This is a genomic window from Mesorhizobium sp. WSM4814 (genome assembly GCF_055811595.1).
This window is the reverse complement of the sequence record NZ_JBVVQT010000001.1, coordinates 619521-638730: the sequence shown is the minus strand read 5'-3', so window position 1 is coordinate 638730 and position 19210 is coordinate 619521. Positions and strand designations below refer to the sequence as shown.

Below are 19210 nucleotides of genomic sequence, written 5' to 3'. Positions count from 1 at the left end.
ACTTGTTATTTTCCGGCAATCCAGTCAATTTGTATGACAATAGGTATCACATTACGTGGCACGTTTGCGGCGCCATTCGCTGCGCAACCCTAGGATACGCGGCCAAAGCCGCCGCTATATAGTGACATCCTGAAGCAATGTCGACTCTGCTCGCCGACCTGCTTCTTTCCGCCGCGCCGAGCGTATCTGGATGGCATTTTGTCATCGTCGGGGGCGAGCATATTTCGCCGGAAATCGGTCGGGCGCTCGGCCTATCCGCCAACCATCAGCTTGACGACTTCGTCATGATTGGTTTCCGAGATCTTGCGCTCGCCGGCCTGGATGCCGCGGCGCAGCACGACGATGCGGTCGGAAACGGCGAAAATGTCCTGCAGATTGTGCGAGATGAAGATCACGCCCCGGCCTTGCGCCTTGAGCTGGTGGATGAGCGAGATGACCTTGCGCTGCTCCGGCACGCCGAGGGCCGCGGTCGGTTCGTCCATGATCAGGATCTGTGCGTCCCAATAGACGGCCCGGCCGATGGCAACGGCCTGCCGTTGACCGCCGGAGAAATTGCTGACCGGGGCGTCAAGCCGGCTGACATGGAAGTCCAGCCGCCCCATCGTCTGCTTGGCGGCGACGGCCATCGCCTTGCGGTCGAGCACCGGCAAGAAACCGAAAGCCTTGCGCATGGGTTCACGGCCGAGGAAGATATTGGCGCCGATGGACAGATTGTCGGCGAGAGCGAGATCCTGGTAAATGGTCTCGATGCCTTTTTCGCGCGCCTCCTGCGGCGTCGCGAAGGTGACCGGCTGCCCCCTCAGCAGAATTTCACCGCCGGTCGGCTGAAAGACGCCCGATATCGCCTTGATCAGCGTCGTCTTGCCGGCGCCGTTGTCGCCGGCCAGCGCCACCACTTCGCCCGGCCGCACGGCCATGGAGAAATCGTTCAGCGCCTGTACCGCGCCGAAATGCTTGGAAAGGTGCCGGACTTCGAGAAGGGGGGTGGTTTGTTCGGAACTATTCATCCTGGCGAGCTCCACTGAACCGGCGCTGCGCCTGGTCGATAAGGACGGAGATGATGATGACGAGGCCGACGGCGATGAACTGCCAGAACGGCTCGACATTGACGAAGACCAGCCCGTATTGAATGACCGCAATGACCAAGGCGCCGGCGACCGTCCCAAAAATGGTGCCGGAGCCACCGAACAGGCTGGCGCCGCCGATCACCACAGCTGCGACGCTGTCAAGCAGCAACGGTTCGCCGGCTTGGGCGGCGCCGGCGGTGAAGCGCGCTGCATAGAGCGCGCCCCCGAGGCCGGCGCACATCGCCGAAAGCACGTAGAGGCGCAGGATGTGGCCCCTGATGTCGATGCCGGCGCGCCGCGCCGCCTGCACATTGGCGCCGATGGCGTAGTTATGCTGGCCGAACCGGGTCTGGCTCAGGATGTAGTGCATCACCACGACAAAGACGGCGGCAATGATGACGAGATAAGGCACCCCGTAGAACCTGCCGTTGCCAAGCAGCGCGAACCAGGAATTCTGGACCGGCACCGTCGTGCCGCCGGCCAGCAGGAACGCAGCGCCGCGCGCCACGCCAAACATGCCAAGCGTGCCGATGAAAGGGGGAATTCTGAGGCGCGAGATCAGCAAGCCATTGATGACGCCAGGCACGCCGGCGACGATCACGGCCGCCAGAATGCCCAACAGCATGGCCAGAGGCACCGGCATGGCGACGCCAGCCATATTGGTGGCGTGGGCGGCGACGACGGCCGCGAGACCCATGATGAAGCCCAGCGAGAGGTCGATGCCTCCCGAAATGATGACGAAGGTCTGCCCGGTCGCCAGCAGCAACGGCGCCACGGCGAATATCGCAATCGACTGCACGTTGAACGGGTTGAGCACGAAGGTCGCGCCGAAGGAGAGCCTCGACCAGACCTCGAAACAGATGATCAGGCCGGCGAGGAACAGCCAGGCGCGCCCTTCGGCGACGCGTGCGAGCCAGCTCCTGGCCGGATCACCGTGATCCGCCTGAGGAGCGACATGCGTTTCGGTTGGCGATGTTAAAGTCATGAATGGTTCCGATCCGCAGAGCGGCCTCAAACAGGGTCAAAAAGACCCGGCGCAGGGGCTCCTTCCGGCAGGCCGGAAGGAGGCTGGCTGGACTTATTCGGAATAGAGGTACTTCGAGATGTTCGGGTCGGCGATGTTGGCCTTGTCCATGATCGTGAAGCCGGTGCCGATCGCAACCGGGATCGACTGGCCGGTCAGATGGGCATAGGCCGACACGACGCCGAAATAGCCGATTTCCGCGGGATGCTGGGCAATCGCGACGTCGACAAGGCCAGAATTGATGTTGTCGGCAATGCTGGTCGGCGCGTCGAACGCCACGACCTTGACGGTGCCGGTCTGCCCGGCCTGCTGGACGCCATTCGCCGCGCCAAGCGCCGAGAACAGGTTTGCGCCGAACACCCCGACGAGATCGGGATTGCGCGCGAACACAGCCTGCAGCTGCGAGGCGGCCTTGTTGGCGTCATTGTCGTTGAACTGGGTTTCGAGAACGGTGATGCCGGGATGGTTGGCCGCCATCTCCTTCTTGAAGCCCTCTTCACGCTGGTCGGTGGTCGAAATGCCAGGCTTGACGTTCGAAACGTAGACCTTGCCCTTGTCGCCTATGGCCTTGGCCAATGCCCGCGCGGCGATCTCGCCGCCCAGAATGTTGTCGGAGGCAATATAGGATAGTGGGAAATCCGCCTCGCCGGCGCCGGTCTGGTAGACGCCGCTGCCGATGAAGGTGTCGACGGTGATCACCGGAATGCCGGCGTCATGGGCCTTGCGCAGGGGTTCGACCAATTGAACCTTGTCGGTCGGCGCGATCAGGATGGCATCCGGCTTCTTGGCGATGACCGCGTCAAGCACGGGGACTTGCGTTACCGGATTGAAATCCGGGGCGCCCTGGAAAACCAGGGTCACACCAAGGGCATCGGCTGCCGCCTGGGCTCCCTTGCGCATGGTGATGTAAAAGCCGTCGGTGGTAAGACCCGGAATGAGCGCAATGGTGTATTTTTTGTCCTGCGCCAATGCGGGCGTGACCAGCGCCGCTGCGCAGATGGCGAGAGCCGCCAGAGCGGCAACAATCTTCTTCATAACATCCTCCTCCTAATGTTCGCAGATTTTGCCGTTGCGAGTCGTCCCGGCTCTGTGAAGTGCTGGCGGCGAGAAGCGGGTTTCGCCTGCTTGCTGTTATGGGGCAGCCTCCTCCCAAGCGCCCCAGTCATTAAATCGACCGTCGAAACCGACCAGCCTGATGCGCAGTCCCGTTACGAGCCTCCGCAAGGTGCAGGAAACTGCGCCGCTCGGCGCGCATGCTGCAATGTTGTAACACTTTGCTGAAAGAAATTGCAACCGCACATTTCCGGGATCGAAACGCTTTCAAACCGGACACCATCTGTCTGCTCCGCAGAGCCCCTCCCGCAGACTATTGCCCCAACGCCTTGACGACACAACTGATGATTTCGCGGCGATGATTTCGCGGCTGGGGGTTTGGTGTCGATCGGTCTGGAATCGATCAGCTGTGCCGATGGCACGTATCGGCGTGCCCAGCATTATCGGGGCAAGAGAGCCTCGAGAATGGCCTGGGCCGTCTTCGTGTCCGTCACCAGAGCATTGATAAGCCTGGCGCGGACGGCGCCTATGATCGCCTTCGCCTTCTCCGGCGAGGCGGCAACGCCGATCACCAGCGGGACGGCTCGAAGCTGGGCCGGCGACATTGCGATCATCCGGCCCTCCCCCTCCCACGGGATGAGCTTGCCTTCGGCGTCGAAGTAGTGGCGGATGACGTCTCCCGCCGCATGAAACAGGGCCTGCTCGCTCAGCGTGGCCGCGCTCGCTTCGGGCGGATTGATGGCATGGGGCAGGCCGATGCCGACGATCGCAACGTCGGTCCGGTCCCAAAGCGCGACGCTGTCGCGGATGGCCGCATCGCCGAGGAAGACCTCACGCAATTCGGACGACGGCAGATAGGGCGCATGGATGAAATGCGGCGTCCCGCCCAGCTCTTCTGCGGCCAGCCGCACAAACTCGTTGATCTGAAAATGCGCCGCCTGCTGCTGCATGCCGCCGGTGGCAGCGACGGTAAGAACGCCGGGAATGCGCGGCAGGCCTGCCTGGATCACCTGGCGAATGGCTCGCCCCCAGCCGATGGCGACGACCTTGCCGGCCGTCAGTCCCGCTTGCTTGAGCAAGGCGCCGAGCGGCGCAGCGAGCGCCGCCAGCGCACCGGCTGACGGCGTTTCGATGACCGCCGCGTCACGCAGCCCGAGTGCCTCGACCAGTTGCGTGGTGATGCCTTCGGGGGTTGCAAGATCGAGAACCTCGATCCGCACGATGCCCTCCGCTCTCGCCCGTTGCAGGAGGCGCGATATGGTCGCGGTGGAGACGCCAAGCCGCCGCGCGATATCGACCTGCGACATGTCCGCCTCATAGTGCAGTTTGGCGACCGTATGCAGCATCGTCCGCGATGCGGCTGCATCTTGTGCGGGAGGTGCAGACAGCTTGCAATTCCTTTCAGCAATGTGTTACAGACCTATCGACCGATGGGAGTTATCGCGCAAATCCGGCTGACTCGCAACGTGGGCTGGTTTCCACGGCAGATTGCGGCCAGGGCCGAATTTCTCGGTCCGATAGCGCAGCAAAGCGGCAAAACCTCCTGTCGAGAGGCAGGTAAAACTGAACCTTTCTTGTTTCCACTGATCTGCGCCCGGTGAATGGGCGCCAACATCGGACAGAAGACCCATGACAAAGATGACGACCGCAGAGTTGCGCGGCTACCAGCAGATATGCGGCAAGGACGGGGCGATGATGGCAATCGCCTGTGACCAGCGCGGCGGCATGCGAAGCTTGCTTGCGTCGGCCCCTGAAGAACAGGCCAAGATCACCAACGACATGCTGGGCGACACCAAGTCGGACATCACGCGATACCTCGCCAGCCAGGCATCCTGCGTGCTGCTCGACCCGCTCTGCGCGGTGCCGCGGGTTGTCGATGACGGGGTGCTGAGCCGCGATACGGCTCTGCTCATCGGCCTCGACGCTTCGGGCTTCGACGTCTCGCCTGCCGGCTACCGCCTGTCGCGTCTCGTTCCCGGCATCGGCGCGCGCCGCGTGCGCGAGCTCGGCGGCACCGGCGGCAAGATCATGGTCTATCTCAGGCCCGACACGCCTGAGGCGAACGAGCACAATGTCGCCATTCTGCGCCAATGCATCGTCGATTTCGCGCAAGAGGACCTCCTGCTCGTCGTCGAGTTCCTGACCTATCAGCTCGAAGCGGAAAGCCTTGAAGAGTATACGGCCAAGATCCCCTGGCTCGTCGAAGAGGGCACCCGTATTTCGCTGGAATGCGGGGCAAAGGTGCTCAAGCTTCCTTATCCCGGAACGCCGGAAGCCTGCGCCAGAATCAGCAGCATGGCTGGCGAGGTGCCCTGGGCGGTCCTCTCCGCCGGCGTCAACCACGCAACCTTCCTGGGCCAGGTCGAGATCGCGATGCGGAACGGCGCGTCAGGCGTCATCGCCGGCCGGTCGCTGTGGAAGGACTGCATCTCGCTCGACCGTGACATTCAGCGGGAAAGGCTCAGGACTATCGCGGTGTCGAGATTGCGCGAGCTTCAGGCGGTGATCGGAAACTACCGGCAGAAAGCCGCTTAGCACGATGACCCCGAACCGAAGGTCCGCGATGCAAAATCGTAGTCGATCTTCGAAAAGGATCATGCGCAAATCAAAGTACTATAGCGTCCTGTGCGCACCAGGATGCGCGGCGCTGTAGCTATCCGACGTTCACACCAGGCACGCACGGGACGTCATGCCTCTGACCATGATCCCGAAAAGTGGGGACCGGTTTTCGGAGAAGATCATGGTCAAACAAAGAGATAGAGCCCCATTTCGATTTAGTCGAAATGGAACAGGCTCTGGTTCGATGGCCATAGGAATCGATATCGGCGGCACAAATCTGCGCGCCGCCCGTGTTTCCGGCACGGGCGAAATCCTCGAGCGCATTTCCGAGAAAAGCGCGCCGGACCCCGAGCTCGTGCTCTCCCGGATCGCCGAAATGGTGCGCCGGCTCGATTGTCCCGAAGTTGCGGCCATCGGCATCGGCATCCCCGGCCGCGTCGATGCGCGGCTTGGCGCGGTCTTGTCAGGGGGCTATGTCAACCTCGCCTCGGTCTCCCCTGCGCAACGACTGGAAAGCCTGGCGGGCAAGCCCGTGGTGATCGACAATGACTGCAACATGGCACTGGTCGCGGAAATGGCCCTCGGCGCTGCCAGAGGCCATGAAAGCATCGTCATGTTCACGATCGGGACCGGCATTGGCGGTGCCGTGGTCCAGGACCGGCGGATCGTCCGCGGAAAAGGGACGGCGGGGCAGCTCGGCCATATCACCGTCGACCTATCAGGCGAAGCGTGCGTCTGCGGCCGGCGCGGCTGCGTTGAAACCACCAGCTCAGGCACGGCGCTTGGCCGTCACATCGCGCGGGCAGGCCTCGGTCCGGACGTTTCGGTCGATCAGCTTTTTGCCCGGGATGCGGGCGGCGATCCCTTGGCGCGCGGTATATTGGAAGCCTGGGCCGGGCCGCTGCGTGCGGCAATCGACACGACCGTGACCATGTTCGACCCCGACCTGGTGCTGCTCGGCGGCGGACTTGGCCTAGCGGCCCATCGGGCGCTTGCCAGGGCTCCTGCCCTGGCGCCCTGGTACCAATGCCCGGTGGAAGCGGCGCAACTGGGTGACGACGCCGGGGTTATCGGCGCCGGTCTGCAAGCGCTCGTCGCGCAAGCGGCAGTTGCACAATCAGCAGTTGCACAAGCCTCGCCAGTATCCTTGCCGACCGCCCGGCTCGATCGCACCAGGCGCACCGTGCCCGGCCGGCGCGCCGTGCTCGTCAACGGCATCCCCGCCAGCGGCAAAAGCACGGTCTCGCGCGGCATCGCCGCGCGCATGGGCTGGCCATTGCTGGCGCTCGATACGATCAAGAACCCGTTCCTCGAAGTGCTCGGCGGCGGCGATCGCGAATTCAACCGCATACTCGGCCGCGCCAGTTACCAGGCCATCTGGTCGGTCGTCGGCGAGGCCCCGGCGGGCGCCATATTTGTCATCGACGCCTGGTTCGGCTTCCAGCCGCGCCAGGTGATCGAGGATCACCTGCGCAGCGCCGGCGTCGAGCAGACCGCCGAGATCTGGTGCCATGCGCCCGGCGAGGTTCTGGCCGAGCGCTATCGCGCAAGGCTCAACCAGCGTCCCGCCGGCCATCCCGGCGCCGCCTACATCCCCGAACTGATCGAACTGGCCAAGCGCGCCGAGCCGCTGCGGCGCGGACCGCTGCTCAACGTCGACACGACCAGACCGATCGCTTTCGACGCCATCACGCAATGGCTGCAGGCGACGATTGCGGCTGACAGGTAGGCAGCGCAGCCCCTAAGCACGTCGCGTTTGAACGGATGCATGCGACGCGCCTTAAGTTATTCCCGAGCGTCAGGATGCTGCCGATCCATGTTCTCCATCACCGCACAAATGAGGAGGATTCATACAAAGGCCTCGCAGAAGGCTGATACAATGAGTAGTTAACCCGTCCTTCAGTGGGCTTGCATAAGCTTGCGTTGCGAATCGGCATGGGAAGCGAACCGACTGGTCTATGGCCCTAAAGAAAGAAAACGCGCTGGAGGCCAGAATCCTCGGAGATCAGCTTGCTGATCTGAAGGCCGGTCTCTTCGTATCGATGCCGATAAGCACTATGCTATCAGGCCTGATTTTGACGGTGCAGGCCTTTTCTGGCGGGGGCTTTGCCGCCGCAATCTGGTTCCTGGTCGTCAATGCCATAAATGCCGCCCGCCTCGGACCCGCCCGTTATCAGCTAAACGAGACGGGGGATCAGGACGATTTAACAGGGATTTCGCAGCGGCTTCGCTGGTTTGGCATCCTTGCTCTTCTGTCAGGGTTTGCCTGGTCCTTTCTTGCCGTCCTTACCGTTGGCTACACAACGCCGCAAGCGCCGCTGCATCTGATTATTCTGGCGGGCATCTCAGCTGGTGCGGTTACATACGGCAGTTCATATGCCGCGGCCGCGATCAACTTCATCACGCCGCCGCTTGTGATCGCGATGGCTTGCTTGCTGGCGAAAGGCAACTTTGAAGATTACATTCTGGCCTTTGCCGTTCTGCTCTTCGTGGGCGGCTTGGTTCGAGGCTCGTTTGTAGGGCAAGCCCGCTTCCGCGAAGCAAGCCGCCTGAGACATGAGGCGGAGCGGCTTGCGGCGGAAATGGAGCGCAATTCCAGGGAGGACCACCTGACGGCCCTCCTCAACAGACGGGGCCTCGAACACGCGATCAATCAGTTCGAGAATACGGACGGCCCGTTCGTTGCAATGCTGATTGATCTGGACGGCTTCAAATCCGTCAACGATACCTACGGTCACAGGACCGGTGATGAACTGCTCATCATGATCGCCCGCCGCATAGAGCAGGCAGCGCCGGCAGGCTCAACGCTCGCCCGTATCGGCGGCGATGAATTCGTGCTGTTTTTTCCCTCACTCAGGAGTTCGCTTTCTCCCAGTGCCCTCGCATCCAATATCATAGCCAAAGTCGCCAGCCCCTATCGTGAGGTCGCGTCCGTCCGGATCGGTGCATCGATCGGAATATACCTGGCTGAAAGGCCGGGGCTGACGGAAATGTTGCTGCGGGCGGATGTCGCCCTCTACACGGCCAAGCGTCGTGGCAGGAACGAATTTCGCCTGTTCGATGCCGAACTCGACAGGGAATTGCAACGTCGCCAGTCCATCGAACGCGACCTTCATTCGGCGATAGAGTCGAGAAGGGTGGCACCTTGGTTCCAGCCCATCGTAAGACTCGACACCGAAGCCGTGATCGGTTTTGAAGCCCTGCTAAGGTGGTCCCATCCGATCCATGGCTCCATCTCTCCACCCGAAATCATGACAGCCGCACGCGAAACCGGAATGCTTCAACTGTTAACGCAAACGGTATTCTCCGACTGTTGTGCTCTTATCGACGGCTTGGTGAAAGCTGACTGTCGAGATGTTCGTGTGGCAATGAATGTTTCGCCGCGCGAATTGGAAGCCGGCGATATCGACGACATGGTTCTGAATGGTCTGGCGGCAAAAGACCTCCCGACAACGATGTTCGAAATCGAGATTACCGAAGAATCTCCAGTGGACCCGGAAAGACTGGATGAAAAGCTCGGACGGCTTTCACATGCCGGCATTTCCATCGCGCTCGATGACTTCGGCACCGGCTTTTCCACGTTGGCATCGCTCAAGGACAGTCGGATACGCAAGGTGAAAATAGATCAAGGCTTCATCCGCGGCTTGGCCAAGTCTAGGGAGGACCGGCTGCTTGTCAAAACGGTGATCGATCTTGGTCGGGCGCTCGGGATCGATGTCATGGCCGAGGGCGTCGAAACAGAGGCGGACCGGCAAATTCTGTACAAGCTCGGCTGCAGAACTGCTCAGGGCTTCCTATTCTCCAAGGCGGTGCCTCTAAGCCAGGCGCTCGAGGTGGCACAAAAAGAGCACGCTACGGAGTTGTGAGGGCCATCAATGAAACCGCTGCGTGATCTCTGATCATGGGTGGTCAGGGGCGAGCGGTGCGCTGGCTGTGCTGTCGCTCGCCGAACACGGCCTTGGTGATCGTGGCGTGCACGCCGAAATTTCCGTCGGCGACTTGCGTAATGCCGAAGTCGGCGGCAAGCGACATGATGCTCAACACCTCGTCCTCCGTGAGATCGTATGTCTGCATGATGAATCGGCGCGTCTGGCGGAAGGCGTTGCGCAGCGCCAACTCGATGGTGGATGTCTTGTAGACGTCCGACTGCGCGTTGCTGCCGAGGTCCCTGAGGTAGTTGGGATGGCTAAAACTCTGTATCACCCAGCTGTGCTCGGTTTCGATGAGCGGCGAGTTGAGACCGCGCAGGAAAGCCGGACACCCTTCGCCCGCCTTGTGCAGCTTGATGATGATGTCGCCGGTCAGCGAACACTCAAGACCCGTGCCGTTGATCTCGCCGTCCGCCTGCGCGAAATGTCCATCGCCGAGCGAGAGCAGTGCGCCCTGAACCGCAACGGGCAAATAAAGCTTCGCGCCGGCTCCGATCCTCCAATTGTCGATATTGCCGCCGAAATAGCCCGGCGGGATGGAATCGACCAGGTCGGCCTCGCGCGGAGCCACCGCGATGCACCCGAAGTGCAGGCGCGCCGGTATGCGCACGCCGCTACCACTCAAGTCGCGATGCGAAACCTTGCTGTGGTCGACGGGTATGCCAGGATAGTCGATCGTCGCGTGGACAACACCGAAGGGGTCGGTCTGCGGCTGCCATTCGTAGCTGTACAGCGGCCGCGCTGCGGCCGGGCACCGCATGTCGATCTCGAAGATAGTCACCGTTTCGCGTTTGGCATCCCGGTCCAGAAGGTCGTGATACTGATACCCCCACCACGCCGATACGTTCGATGCGAAGGCCTTGCCGGGAAAGGCAGCGCTCGGCCGTGGCCGAATTTCGACGAACTCGATCTCGAGCACGTCGCCGGGCTCGGCGCCGCGGACATAGATCGGGCCAGTCATGATGTGAACGCCGAACCCCTCGCCAGCGCCGCGCCCGAAGATGGAAGCGTTTGCCGGACCGGCCCCGCGACGGTCGACGCGCTTGTGTTCGGGTGACCAATCGAACACGCTTTCAGCCCCGCTGTCACCCGCCACCATCCGCTGCCAGTCGTCGCCCGCGTGCTGAGTGAGTGTCTCAACGGTGACTGAATCGCCCGGATCGACGCGCAACACCGGCGGCAGCGAGCGGCTGAAAAAGCCCCAATGCACGGTCTCCGCTGTTGCTGGCAAATGCCAATGGTCCGTCCGTTCGCGCGTTCTTGCCGTTGGCGGGCGATCCATAGCGGCCTGCAGCATCGGGGCCGGCCGCGCCGCCGCCGACTTGCGGCCGTCCGGTTTGCCGCGCAGCGGATAAGCTTCATCCGTCTGCGACCTGGCGCGCCTCACCTGCCTGGGACTCATTCCAAACGTCGCGCCGAAAGTGCGGCTGAAATGCGATTGATCGCGAAAGCCCCAGCGCTGTCCGATCGCGGCCACGCTTTCATGTGCATGGTTGGGATCCGCCAGGTCGATGCGGCAATGTTCGAGGCGCTGCTGGCGCACATATTCGGAGAAGCTTTCGCCGCGCCCCTCGAACAGTTTTTGCGCGTAGCGTATGGAAAGCCCTTCCAGTCTCGCGATCAGGGCCAAGGCAAGATCCGGGTCCGACAGCCGGGCGTCAATCGTCGCCGCGACGCGCCTGAAATGCGCCGTTTGCACCCCGGTCAGGCTGCCAGCGGGCTCACGTACCTCGCCAAGCAGGGCGCTTGCCACGAGTTCCGTCAAAGCCACTTCGGCGGCCGTCAGATCGGCCGCACCGGAAGTCTCGAGATTGGAGCCCAGCGTTCGCAATCCGGATTTCGCAACCGCAGCGACGACGGTGCTGCCTAGCACCTTCGGCAAGCGGATGCCGCTGCGGCCCAGCCGTGCTTCCAGCGGACCGGCGGCCGCCTGAAGTATGAACGCGCGGAAGTCACTGCGAAAGGTCAAAGACCAGTCGTCGGCCGTGCCCAGCACCATCATGTCGCCGTCGGCGAGATCGAACGCCTGGTGCGGGGCGACAAGACGCCCGCGCCCAGCAACGATGAGAGCGAAGAGGATCCCGTGGTCCCGGCGCATCGGCACGATGCGCTGGGGCGTGCCAGAGACGTCGGCGAGGCGCGTGGCGGCGTTCGCTGCCCGCAGGTGCATGGTGCCTCTCGGGATCGGCTGGTCGTCGACAGACGCGGAAAGCGAAAGCTCCTCAAACCAGTCGAGCCACGCCTTGTCGCGGTGTTCGAGGGGCAGATGGTCGATCGATCGCAGAGCCGCAACCATAAGAGACCTTTCCGGCGCGTTACGTCCATCAGGAGACCCGCCCGTCGAGATTCACTTTAGCGCGGCGCCCGCCACAGTCTTTGTGCGCATGCGAACAATCTCTTGACTTTACCCTGTCACCAGACGGAGCTCAAGCTCGCTGATTTCGCCGGCGTTAGCATAAGCCATTGAATTGAATTGCATTTTTTTAGGAGACAACGCGATGCATTGTTTCCGCGGCCGGCTGGCTGGATTGCCGATGGCGCGCGTGATGCATAAAATCGCGCACATTCCTTCCAACAAAAACAAGGGGACTGTTCATGTGCAAAGGCGATGATATCGGCTGTCCGCATTTCGAGCTTCACTACAACAAGTTGAAGCAAGATCTAAATGCCGAGCGACGCGGCTTTCTGAAGGGGGGCCTGTTCGCGGCCAGCGGTCTGGCCACGCTGGGCGCCGGTGGCATCTCGCTGGTCACACCCGCACTGGCGCAGGCCACGTCATCAAAGCTGCCTGCACAACGCGCCTATCATTATTTGCCGGCCAACGCCGAGACCGTGCATTGGGGCTACTTCAGCAAATCGCTGAAGCCGCGCATCGAGGTCAATTCCGGCGACATCGTCACGATCGAGTCGCTCACCCACCATGCGGGCGATGACCTGGAGCGTATGGTCGACGGCGACGAGGGTGCAGAGAGCGTCTATCTCTGGACGAAAGAGAAGAAGGGCGTCGATCGCCGCGGTGCCGGCCCTACCGACCCGGCCAAGTACAAGAAAGGCTCTGGTGAGGGGCAGGGCGTGCACATCATGACCGGCCCGGTCTATGTCCGCGACGCGGAGCCGGGCGACATATTAGAGGTGCGGATTCTCGATTGCGGGCCGCGTCCCTCTGGCAATCCCAAGTTCAGCGGCAAATCATATGGCTCCAACGCGGCGGCCAATTGGGGCTTCCACTACAATGATCTGCTTGGCGGCACCAAGCGCGAGGTCGTCACCATCTACGAGGTCGACGTTGCCGGCGGCAAAAGCTGGGCCGAAGCGGTCTACAATTTCCAATGGGTGCCGCAGACCGACCCGTTTGGCGTCAGGCATGACACGATCGACTATCCCGGGGTTCCGGTCGACCACAGCCTGACCAAACGAAACTACGATGTGCTGAAGGGCGTGAGACTGCCCATTCGCCCGCATTTTGGCACGATCGGACTGGCACCGAAAGAAGCGGACGTCGTAGACACCATCCCGCCGAGCTACACCGGCGGCAACATCGATAACTGGCGCATCGGCAAGGGCGCCACGATGTATTATCCGGTCTCCGTCGACGGCGCGCTGCTCTCGGTCGGTGATCCCCATGCCAGCCAAGGCGACAGCGAATTATGCGGGACGGCGATCGAATGCTCGCTCACCGGCACGTTCCAGCTCATCTTGCACAAGAAAGCGGACCTAGCCGGCACACCGCTCGAGGAGCTCAACTACCCCATGCTCGAGACGCAAACCGACTGGCTGGTGCATGGGTTTTCCTACGCCAACTATCTTGAGGAACTGGGACCGAGCGCTCAGAGCGACATCTATTCCAAGTCGTCTGTCGACAGAGCGCTGCGCGATGCGTTCCGGAAGATGCGCCACTTCCTCATGACAACCAAAGGACTGACAGAGGACGAGGCGATTTCCCTGATGTCGATCGGCGTGGACTTCGGCATCACCCAGGTCGTCGATGGAAACTGGGGGGTACATGCGGTGGTGAAAAAGGACATCTTCGCCGCACGTGTCGCCTGAGATGGTGGGTAACTAAATCGAGCATCCACATCGCCGTTACTCGGAAGCTCGACAAAGGCTAAAGCGCGTCGCGTTTGAAGGAATTCATGCGACGCGCTTTACGCTGCGCACCCTCGGGTCAGGCCCGGGTCAGGCCCGAGGGCATGCTTTTGCGCTACATGCATCAAGAATCCGAACCAAGCGACCGGTCCATCCGTAAGAACGGGCATCTGTAGCCAAGAGAAGCGGCCGAAACCGAAGAAGGCGACCGTGCACCAATGGTACCGTTGGCTGGGATCGAACCAGCGACCTCCGGATCCACAATCCGGCGCTCTAACCATCTGAGCTACAACGGCACGTTCGCCTGAGCGGGATGGAACGTTCATCCTCCGCTCTGTCGTTCGGCGATGCGTCCATACGGGCTATCGGAGTTTAATTCAAGGCTTTTAGCCGCGCATGGCCCGGAAAATCAGAATCGATTTCGCTGGGGATCATGCGCAAAATCCCAGGGTTCCGCAGCGTGCTTTGCGCGTCCAGGAAGGCGCCCGGCGCTGTAGGCAAAGGGTGTTCCGGCACCGACATCATATTCGCCGGGCAAAGAAAAAGGCCGGCGGGAGGAGGTGCCGGCCTTTTCCTGTTCCGAGCCAGCGGGAGGAGGTGCTGGCTGGTCATCCCGGAGAGCAGAGGGAGGAGATTCCACCCGCCGGGTATTCGCTTGGACCACTATATCTCACATAATCCTGTTCGAAGAAATGCGACCTTTTGTTGCATCTTCGAACTATGCGCAAATATTAGGCGATCTTAACTTCCTTCATCGCCTTCTCGAAGGCGGTCTTGATCGGCTTGGAGACGTCCTCGGCCGCCTTGGAGGCGACGGTCTGGAAATCCTTTGCCTGCTCGACAGTCATCTCGACCTGCTTGCGCAGGAATGCGGTCTGCAGTTCGACAACTTCCGACAGCGACTTGGCGCCGATCAGAGCTTCGAAATGCGACAAGCCGGCTTCAGTATTGGCGCGCAGAGCGGCAATGGTCTTGAGCGACAGGTCGTTGGAAACGGTCTTGGCGGTCTCAAAGGTGGACTCAAGAGCCTTCTGGGTGTCTTCGGCGCCGGTCTTCAGCTTGGCATAGGCCTCTTTCGACTGCTCGACGCCCTTTTCGGCGAAAGCACGGATCTGGTCGGTGGCCTTGGAAGCGTCGAAGCTCGGGAATTCAACGTTCTCGATAGTATCAGCGGTCTTGGTCCTGGACAATTTTCCATCCTTTGCAGTGGCAGCGGCTTCGATAGGAAAGCCGTCTCGTTCATGTATGACGGCAATATAAAGGCAAATCTTGTGCATTGCAATATCTTTGTTGCAGCGCACCATAAATTTTCTCTCCCAGCGTTAACCACGCGCCCAGAGATTCCGGCGGTTGCACGCTATGGCTTGTGGACCTTCGCGCCGTCGGCTTTTATTAACAAAGCGTTAACTGCAAACTGCCCGCCTCGTAAGGGTTCCCAAAGCGCATGCCGTCTGAAAACTACTCCTTCCTCGACGTCGCCGTGCTCGACGCGGTCCGCCAGCGCTTTGCCGCCGGCGACGCGATCGCCCTTTTGTCGGCAGACCTCGAACAGGTGATCTGGGCCAACGGACCAGGGGCAGCGGTGTTCGGCTACCCCGACATCGAGGCGATCATCGGCGCCTCGGCCGGCTTGCCGCCGATCGCGAGGCGCCAGATCATGGCGACAAGCGGTTTTCCACAGATCGGCCGCGACCGCGCCATCACGGTGCGGCTGGCAACCGGGCTGACCAGCCGCGCGGTTGGCTTTCTGGCCAGCGCGGTGACAATGCCTGACGGCGAAAACGCCATCATGCTGGCGGTGCCGGCGACGCAGACCGGCTCGCGCAGCGCCGCCGAGCTTGCCGCTCGGGCCATCAGCGGCTTTACCGAAGACGGTCATTTCATCGCCTTCGTCGATGCCAACGGCAACATAGAGGCCGCTTCCGATGGTTTTTCGGCACTCGGCATCCTGCCCGAAACGCTGACAGCACTTGTCGCCGATGTTGCGAACGAGAGCGGTCGCGTCGTCAAACGCCTCGTTCCTGGCGGCACCGCTTCCTACCCGGCCGGCCTCGCCCGGCTGACTGACGAGCGGCACCTGCTGGTGGTGATCGACGAGAACCAGCTGGACTCCGAAGCAGCCCCTGCTGGCGTGCTCAGCGCAGGGGCGGCGGCCGATGCCGCAGTCCCGCCAAAAGCACAACAGGACAACCCGCCGGCAACAGTCGCGAAAACGGCTGCGGCAGTGCAGACAGTTGCGGCAGCCGACGAAGACACTTCGCTGTCGGCGGAGCATGACGTTCCCGATTCCACCGGGCCCGATTCCACTGGGCTCGATTCGACCGGATCTCATTCAACTGCGCCTGATTCAACCGAGCAGGGTCCGGAAGCGGCCGGCGGGATACCTCAACAGCATGACCATTGGTATTTCAGCGCCAGCGAGGAGGAGGCGCAAAAGCCGGGACCGGATGCATCCGGTCCTGTCGAGGCGGATGCTTCGGCGGAAAGCTTCGCACAAAATGCCGTCAGGGCCGCCTCCCCGGTCAAAAATGCCATCCCCTCGATCGACCGCGCGGCGGCGCCCCTGCGTTTCGTCTGGCGCACCGACGCCGAGGGCAAATTCAGTGCGCTGTCGCCGGAATTCGCGGAACTCGTCGGCAAGCCTGCCGCCGATGTGATCGGCCGGCGCTTCAGGGACGTCGCGGCCACCTTCGACCTCGATGCGACCGGCGACATCGCCGGCCTGCTCGACCGACGCGATACCTGGTCCGGCCGCTCGGTGCTGTGGCCGGTCGCCGGCACCGATTTCAAGATACCCGTCGACCTGGCGGCGCTGCCCATCTACGGCCGCAGCCGTGCCTTCGAAGGCTTTCGCGGTTTCGGCGTTGCTCGCACCGGCGATGCGGTGGTCGATCCGGAAGCGATCGGCATGGCGCTTGTCGCCAATGCCGACGTCCCCGTGGCCGTCGAGCCGGAAGTCGCCAAAACGCCTGACGAAACCGACCCGTTCCAAGGCGAGGTGCCGGCGCTGACCATCGTGCCGAAGCCGGAGCGGCGCTTAGCCGACAAGGTGATCCGGTTGGCGGAGCACAGGCAGCCGGCCAACGACAAAGGCCTGTCGACGCTGGAACGCAGTGCATTCCGTGAGATCGGCGAGCGGCTCAAGAAGGACAATCCCCCGACCGAACAGCCCGCTGCCGCAATTGCGGCAGAGCCGGCTGCGGCGGAACCGACCGAAACCGATGTCGAAGACGAGAAGGATGTCGCAAGGCTCGACGGTGAGCAGCCGCAAGCAACCGTGTCCGACCTCTCAGGCTCGCTGCTCGACTATGCCGACCGGGACTACGTCGCCGACGATGGCGACGGTGCGCCGGTCTCCGAGCCGGACAAACCGGCGCAGGAGATCGCTGAGCCCACCGATGCCGCCAGTCGATCGATCGCCGAAGACGCCGACAGCACGACGGCCGCCGATTTCCGCGATGCAGAAGACAGCGAGGACTGGGCGCGACCCGATGGCGGCGAAACCGGTTCGCCAACCGATGGCATCGGCGATGCCGGCGACGTCGAGCCGGCGACGGTCGAGCGGCCGCGCCTGCCGGTGCCGCCGCTCAAGCTCGAAGGGTTCGTGCCGTCGGCTTTTTCGACCGCGGACGACAACAAGGCTCCGGACATCTCGATCCTCGGCAAGCTGCCGGTGCCGCTGCTGATCCATTCCGGCGACGATCTTCACTATGCGAACGAGGAATTCCTCAGCCTGACCGGCTATGACACGCTCGACCAGTTGGAGGATGCCGGTGGCCTCGACGCGCTGTTTGCCGATCCTTACGACGGCAGCGCCTCCGATGGAACCGACCACGCGCTGCGGTTGAAGACGCGTGACGGTCAGGAGTTCCCGATCGAGGCCATTTTGCGCTCGGTGCCATGGCGTGGCGGCAAGGCGCTGATGCTGGTCGTGCGCCGTTCCGGCGACGACGAGGCAGCAGGTGCCGCCGACGACCAGACGCAGCCGGACACTTCGGAGCTCAAGGCGCGCATTGCCGAGATGCGCACCATCATCGACACCGCGACCGACGGCGTCGTGCTGATCGGCCGAGACGGAACGATCCGCTCGATCAGCCGACCGGCGGAGGCGCTGTTCGGTTTCGACAGCGACGAGGTGACCGGAAAACCCTTCGTCTCGCTGTTCGCGATCGAAAGCCAGCGCGCCGCGCGAGACTATCTCGACGGATTGTCCGAGCCCGGCGTGGCGAGCGTGCTCAACGACGGCCGCGAGGTGATCGGACGCGAGGCGCAGGGGCGCTTCATTCCGCTGTTCATGACCATCGGCAGGCTGCCCAACGACAGCGGTTTCTGCGCGGTGGTGCGCGACATCACCCAGTGGAAGCGGGCCGAAGAGGATCTGACCCAGGCGCGCGCCGTGGCCGAGCGCGCTTCCTCGCAGAAGACCGACTTCCTCGCCCGCATCAGCCACGAAATCCGCACGCCGCTCAACGCCATCATCGGCTTCTCCGAACTGATGGTCGACGAGAAATTCGGACCGGTCGCCAATGACCGCTACCGCGACTATCTGCGCGACATCAACCGATCGGGCAACCATGTGCTCGACCTGGTCAACGATCTGCTCGATATTTCGAAAATCGAGGCCGGCCAGCAGGAGATGGCCTATGAGGCAGTGTCGCTCAACGACACGCTGGCCGAGACGGTGGCGATGATGCAGCCGCAAGCCAACCGCGAACGCGTCATCATCCGCTCCAGCTTCGCCTCCCGGCTGCCGGAAGTGGTGGCCGATCTGCGCAGCGTGCGCCAGATCGCGCTGAACATCCTGTCGAATGCCATCCGCTACACGCAGGCCGGCGGCCAGGTGATCGTATCGACAGCCTACGAGAACTCCGGCGACGTGGTGATGCGCGTGCGCGACACCGGCATCGGCATGAGCCAGTCCGAGATCGAGCAGGCGCTCAAGCCGTTCAAGCAGCTCAACGCGCTTAAGCGCGGGCGCGGCGACGGCACCGGTCTCGGGCTGCCGCTGACCAAGGCCATGGTCGAGGCGAACCGGGCCCGGTTCACCATCAACTCGACACCCGGCGAGGGCACCTTGGTCGAAGTCGCCTTCCCGTCGACCCGCGTGCTGGCGGATTAGGGCAGCAGATCTTCAATCGTCCGTGTCGCCGCTCTATCTCTTTGTTTGAGCATCGGATTTTCCCAAAACCGGTGCCCACTTTTGGGTCCGATGCTCTATCTCTTTGTTTGAGCATCGGATTTTCCCAAAACCGGTGTCCACTTTGGCTCATGCTCGGCACACAAAAGAAAGGCGTCCAACAGGACGCCTTGAATGATTGCTGTACATCGGGGCTTGAGCGAATTCAGATCCTCTGGGGATTTAGAGGAACGGGATTTCTCCCTCAAGTTACGCACGACTATCGATGTCGGCCCTTAACAAAACCTTACCGGCACCGCGAAAAATTTACCAATGTGTACCACTCATGAAATCTAGGTAAATTCGAGCGAGATAT

General features: G+C 62.2%; 11 protein-coding genes and 1 tRNA gene. 5 read left to right on the top strand and 7 right to left on the bottom strand.

Going from position 1 to position 19210, the window contains the following annotated elements; translation table 11 throughout:
* Positions 1-251: 251 nt before the first annotated feature.
* The 4 genes from AC0L2V_RS03015 to AC0L2V_RS03000 form a co-directional block, all read right to left on the bottom strand.
* Positions 252-1007, bottom strand: a complete 756-nt coding sequence (locus AC0L2V_RS03015) for an ATP-binding cassette domain-containing protein (RefSeq protein ID WP_029348404.1) — start codon at positions 1005-1007, stop codon at positions 252-254.
* Entirely contained in the window at positions 1000-2052 is a 1053-nt protein-coding gene (locus tag AC0L2V_RS03010; RefSeq protein ID WP_473511444.1) for an ABC transporter permease subunit, read from the bottom strand. Before AC0L2V_RS03010 ends, AC0L2V_RS03015 begins: the two co-directional genes overlap by 8 nt.
* Before the next feature lie 93 nt (positions 2053-2145).
* Positions 2146-3126 carry an ABC transporter substrate-binding protein gene (locus AC0L2V_RS03005; RefSeq protein ID WP_023800330.1) on the bottom strand — a complete coding sequence of 327 codons (981 nt, stop codon included), beginning with the start codon at positions 3124-3126 and terminating at the stop codon, positions 2146-2148.
* A gap of 458 nt (positions 3127-3584) precedes the next feature.
* Positions 3585-4490, bottom strand: a complete 906-nt coding sequence (locus tag AC0L2V_RS03000; protein ID WP_473519365.1) for a sugar-binding transcriptional regulator — start codon at positions 4488-4490, stop codon at positions 3585-3587.
* A gap of 283 nt (positions 4491-4773) precedes the next feature.
* On the opposite strand from AC0L2V_RS03000, the gene AC0L2V_RS02995 reads away from it, so the two are divergent.
* From AC0L2V_RS02995 to AC0L2V_RS02985, 3 genes are all read left to right on the top strand, one after another.
* Entirely contained in the window at positions 4774-5679 is a 906-nt protein-coding gene (locus AC0L2V_RS02995; RefSeq protein WP_473519364.1) for a tagatose-bisphosphate aldolase, read from the top strand.
* A gap of 268 nt (positions 5680-5947) precedes the next feature.
* Complete coding sequence (locus AC0L2V_RS02990) at positions 5948-7432, top strand: ROK family protein (RefSeq protein WP_473519363.1); 1485 nt, start codon at positions 5948-5950, stop codon at positions 7430-7432.
* A 229-nt stretch (positions 7433-7661) separates the two neighbouring features.
* Entirely contained in the window at positions 7662-9569 is a 1908-nt protein-coding gene (locus tag AC0L2V_RS02985; protein WP_473519362.1) for a putative bifunctional diguanylate cyclase/phosphodiesterase, read from the top strand.
* 43 nt (positions 9570-9612) lie between these two features.
* Here AC0L2V_RS02985 and AC0L2V_RS02980 read toward each other — a convergent pair whose 3' ends face one another.
* Positions 9613-11928: an acetamidase/formamidase family protein gene (locus AC0L2V_RS02980; protein ID WP_473519361.1), complete on the bottom strand. Its 2316-nt coding sequence runs from the start codon at positions 11926-11928 to the stop codon at positions 9613-9615.
* A 299-nt stretch (positions 11929-12227) separates the two neighbouring features.
* On the opposite strand from AC0L2V_RS02980, the gene AC0L2V_RS02975 reads away from it, so the two are divergent.
* Positions 12228-13679 carry an acetamidase/formamidase family protein gene (locus AC0L2V_RS02975; RefSeq protein ID WP_473519360.1) on the top strand — a complete coding sequence of 484 codons (1452 nt, stop codon included), beginning with the start codon at positions 12228-12230 and terminating at the stop codon, positions 13677-13679.
* Between the two features lie 258 nt (positions 13680-13937).
* On the opposite strand, the gene AC0L2V_RS02970 is transcribed toward AC0L2V_RS02975, so the two are convergent.
* Positions 13938-14014 (bottom strand) — tRNA-His (locus AC0L2V_RS02970).
* Positions 14015-14449: 435 nt separating this feature from the next.
* Positions 14450-14908, bottom strand: a complete 459-nt coding sequence (locus tag AC0L2V_RS02965; protein WP_027156321.1) for a phasin — start codon at positions 14906-14908, stop codon at positions 14450-14452.
* Between the two features lie 254 nt (positions 14909-15162).
* Here AC0L2V_RS02965 and AC0L2V_RS02960 point away from each other — a divergent pair, with 254 nt between their 5' ends.
* On the top strand, positions 15163-18837 hold the full coding sequence (locus AC0L2V_RS02960) for a PAS domain S-box protein (RefSeq protein ID WP_473519359.1): 3675 nt from the start codon (positions 15163-15165) through the stop codon (positions 18835-18837).
* Positions 18838-19210 lie beyond the last annotated feature (373 nt).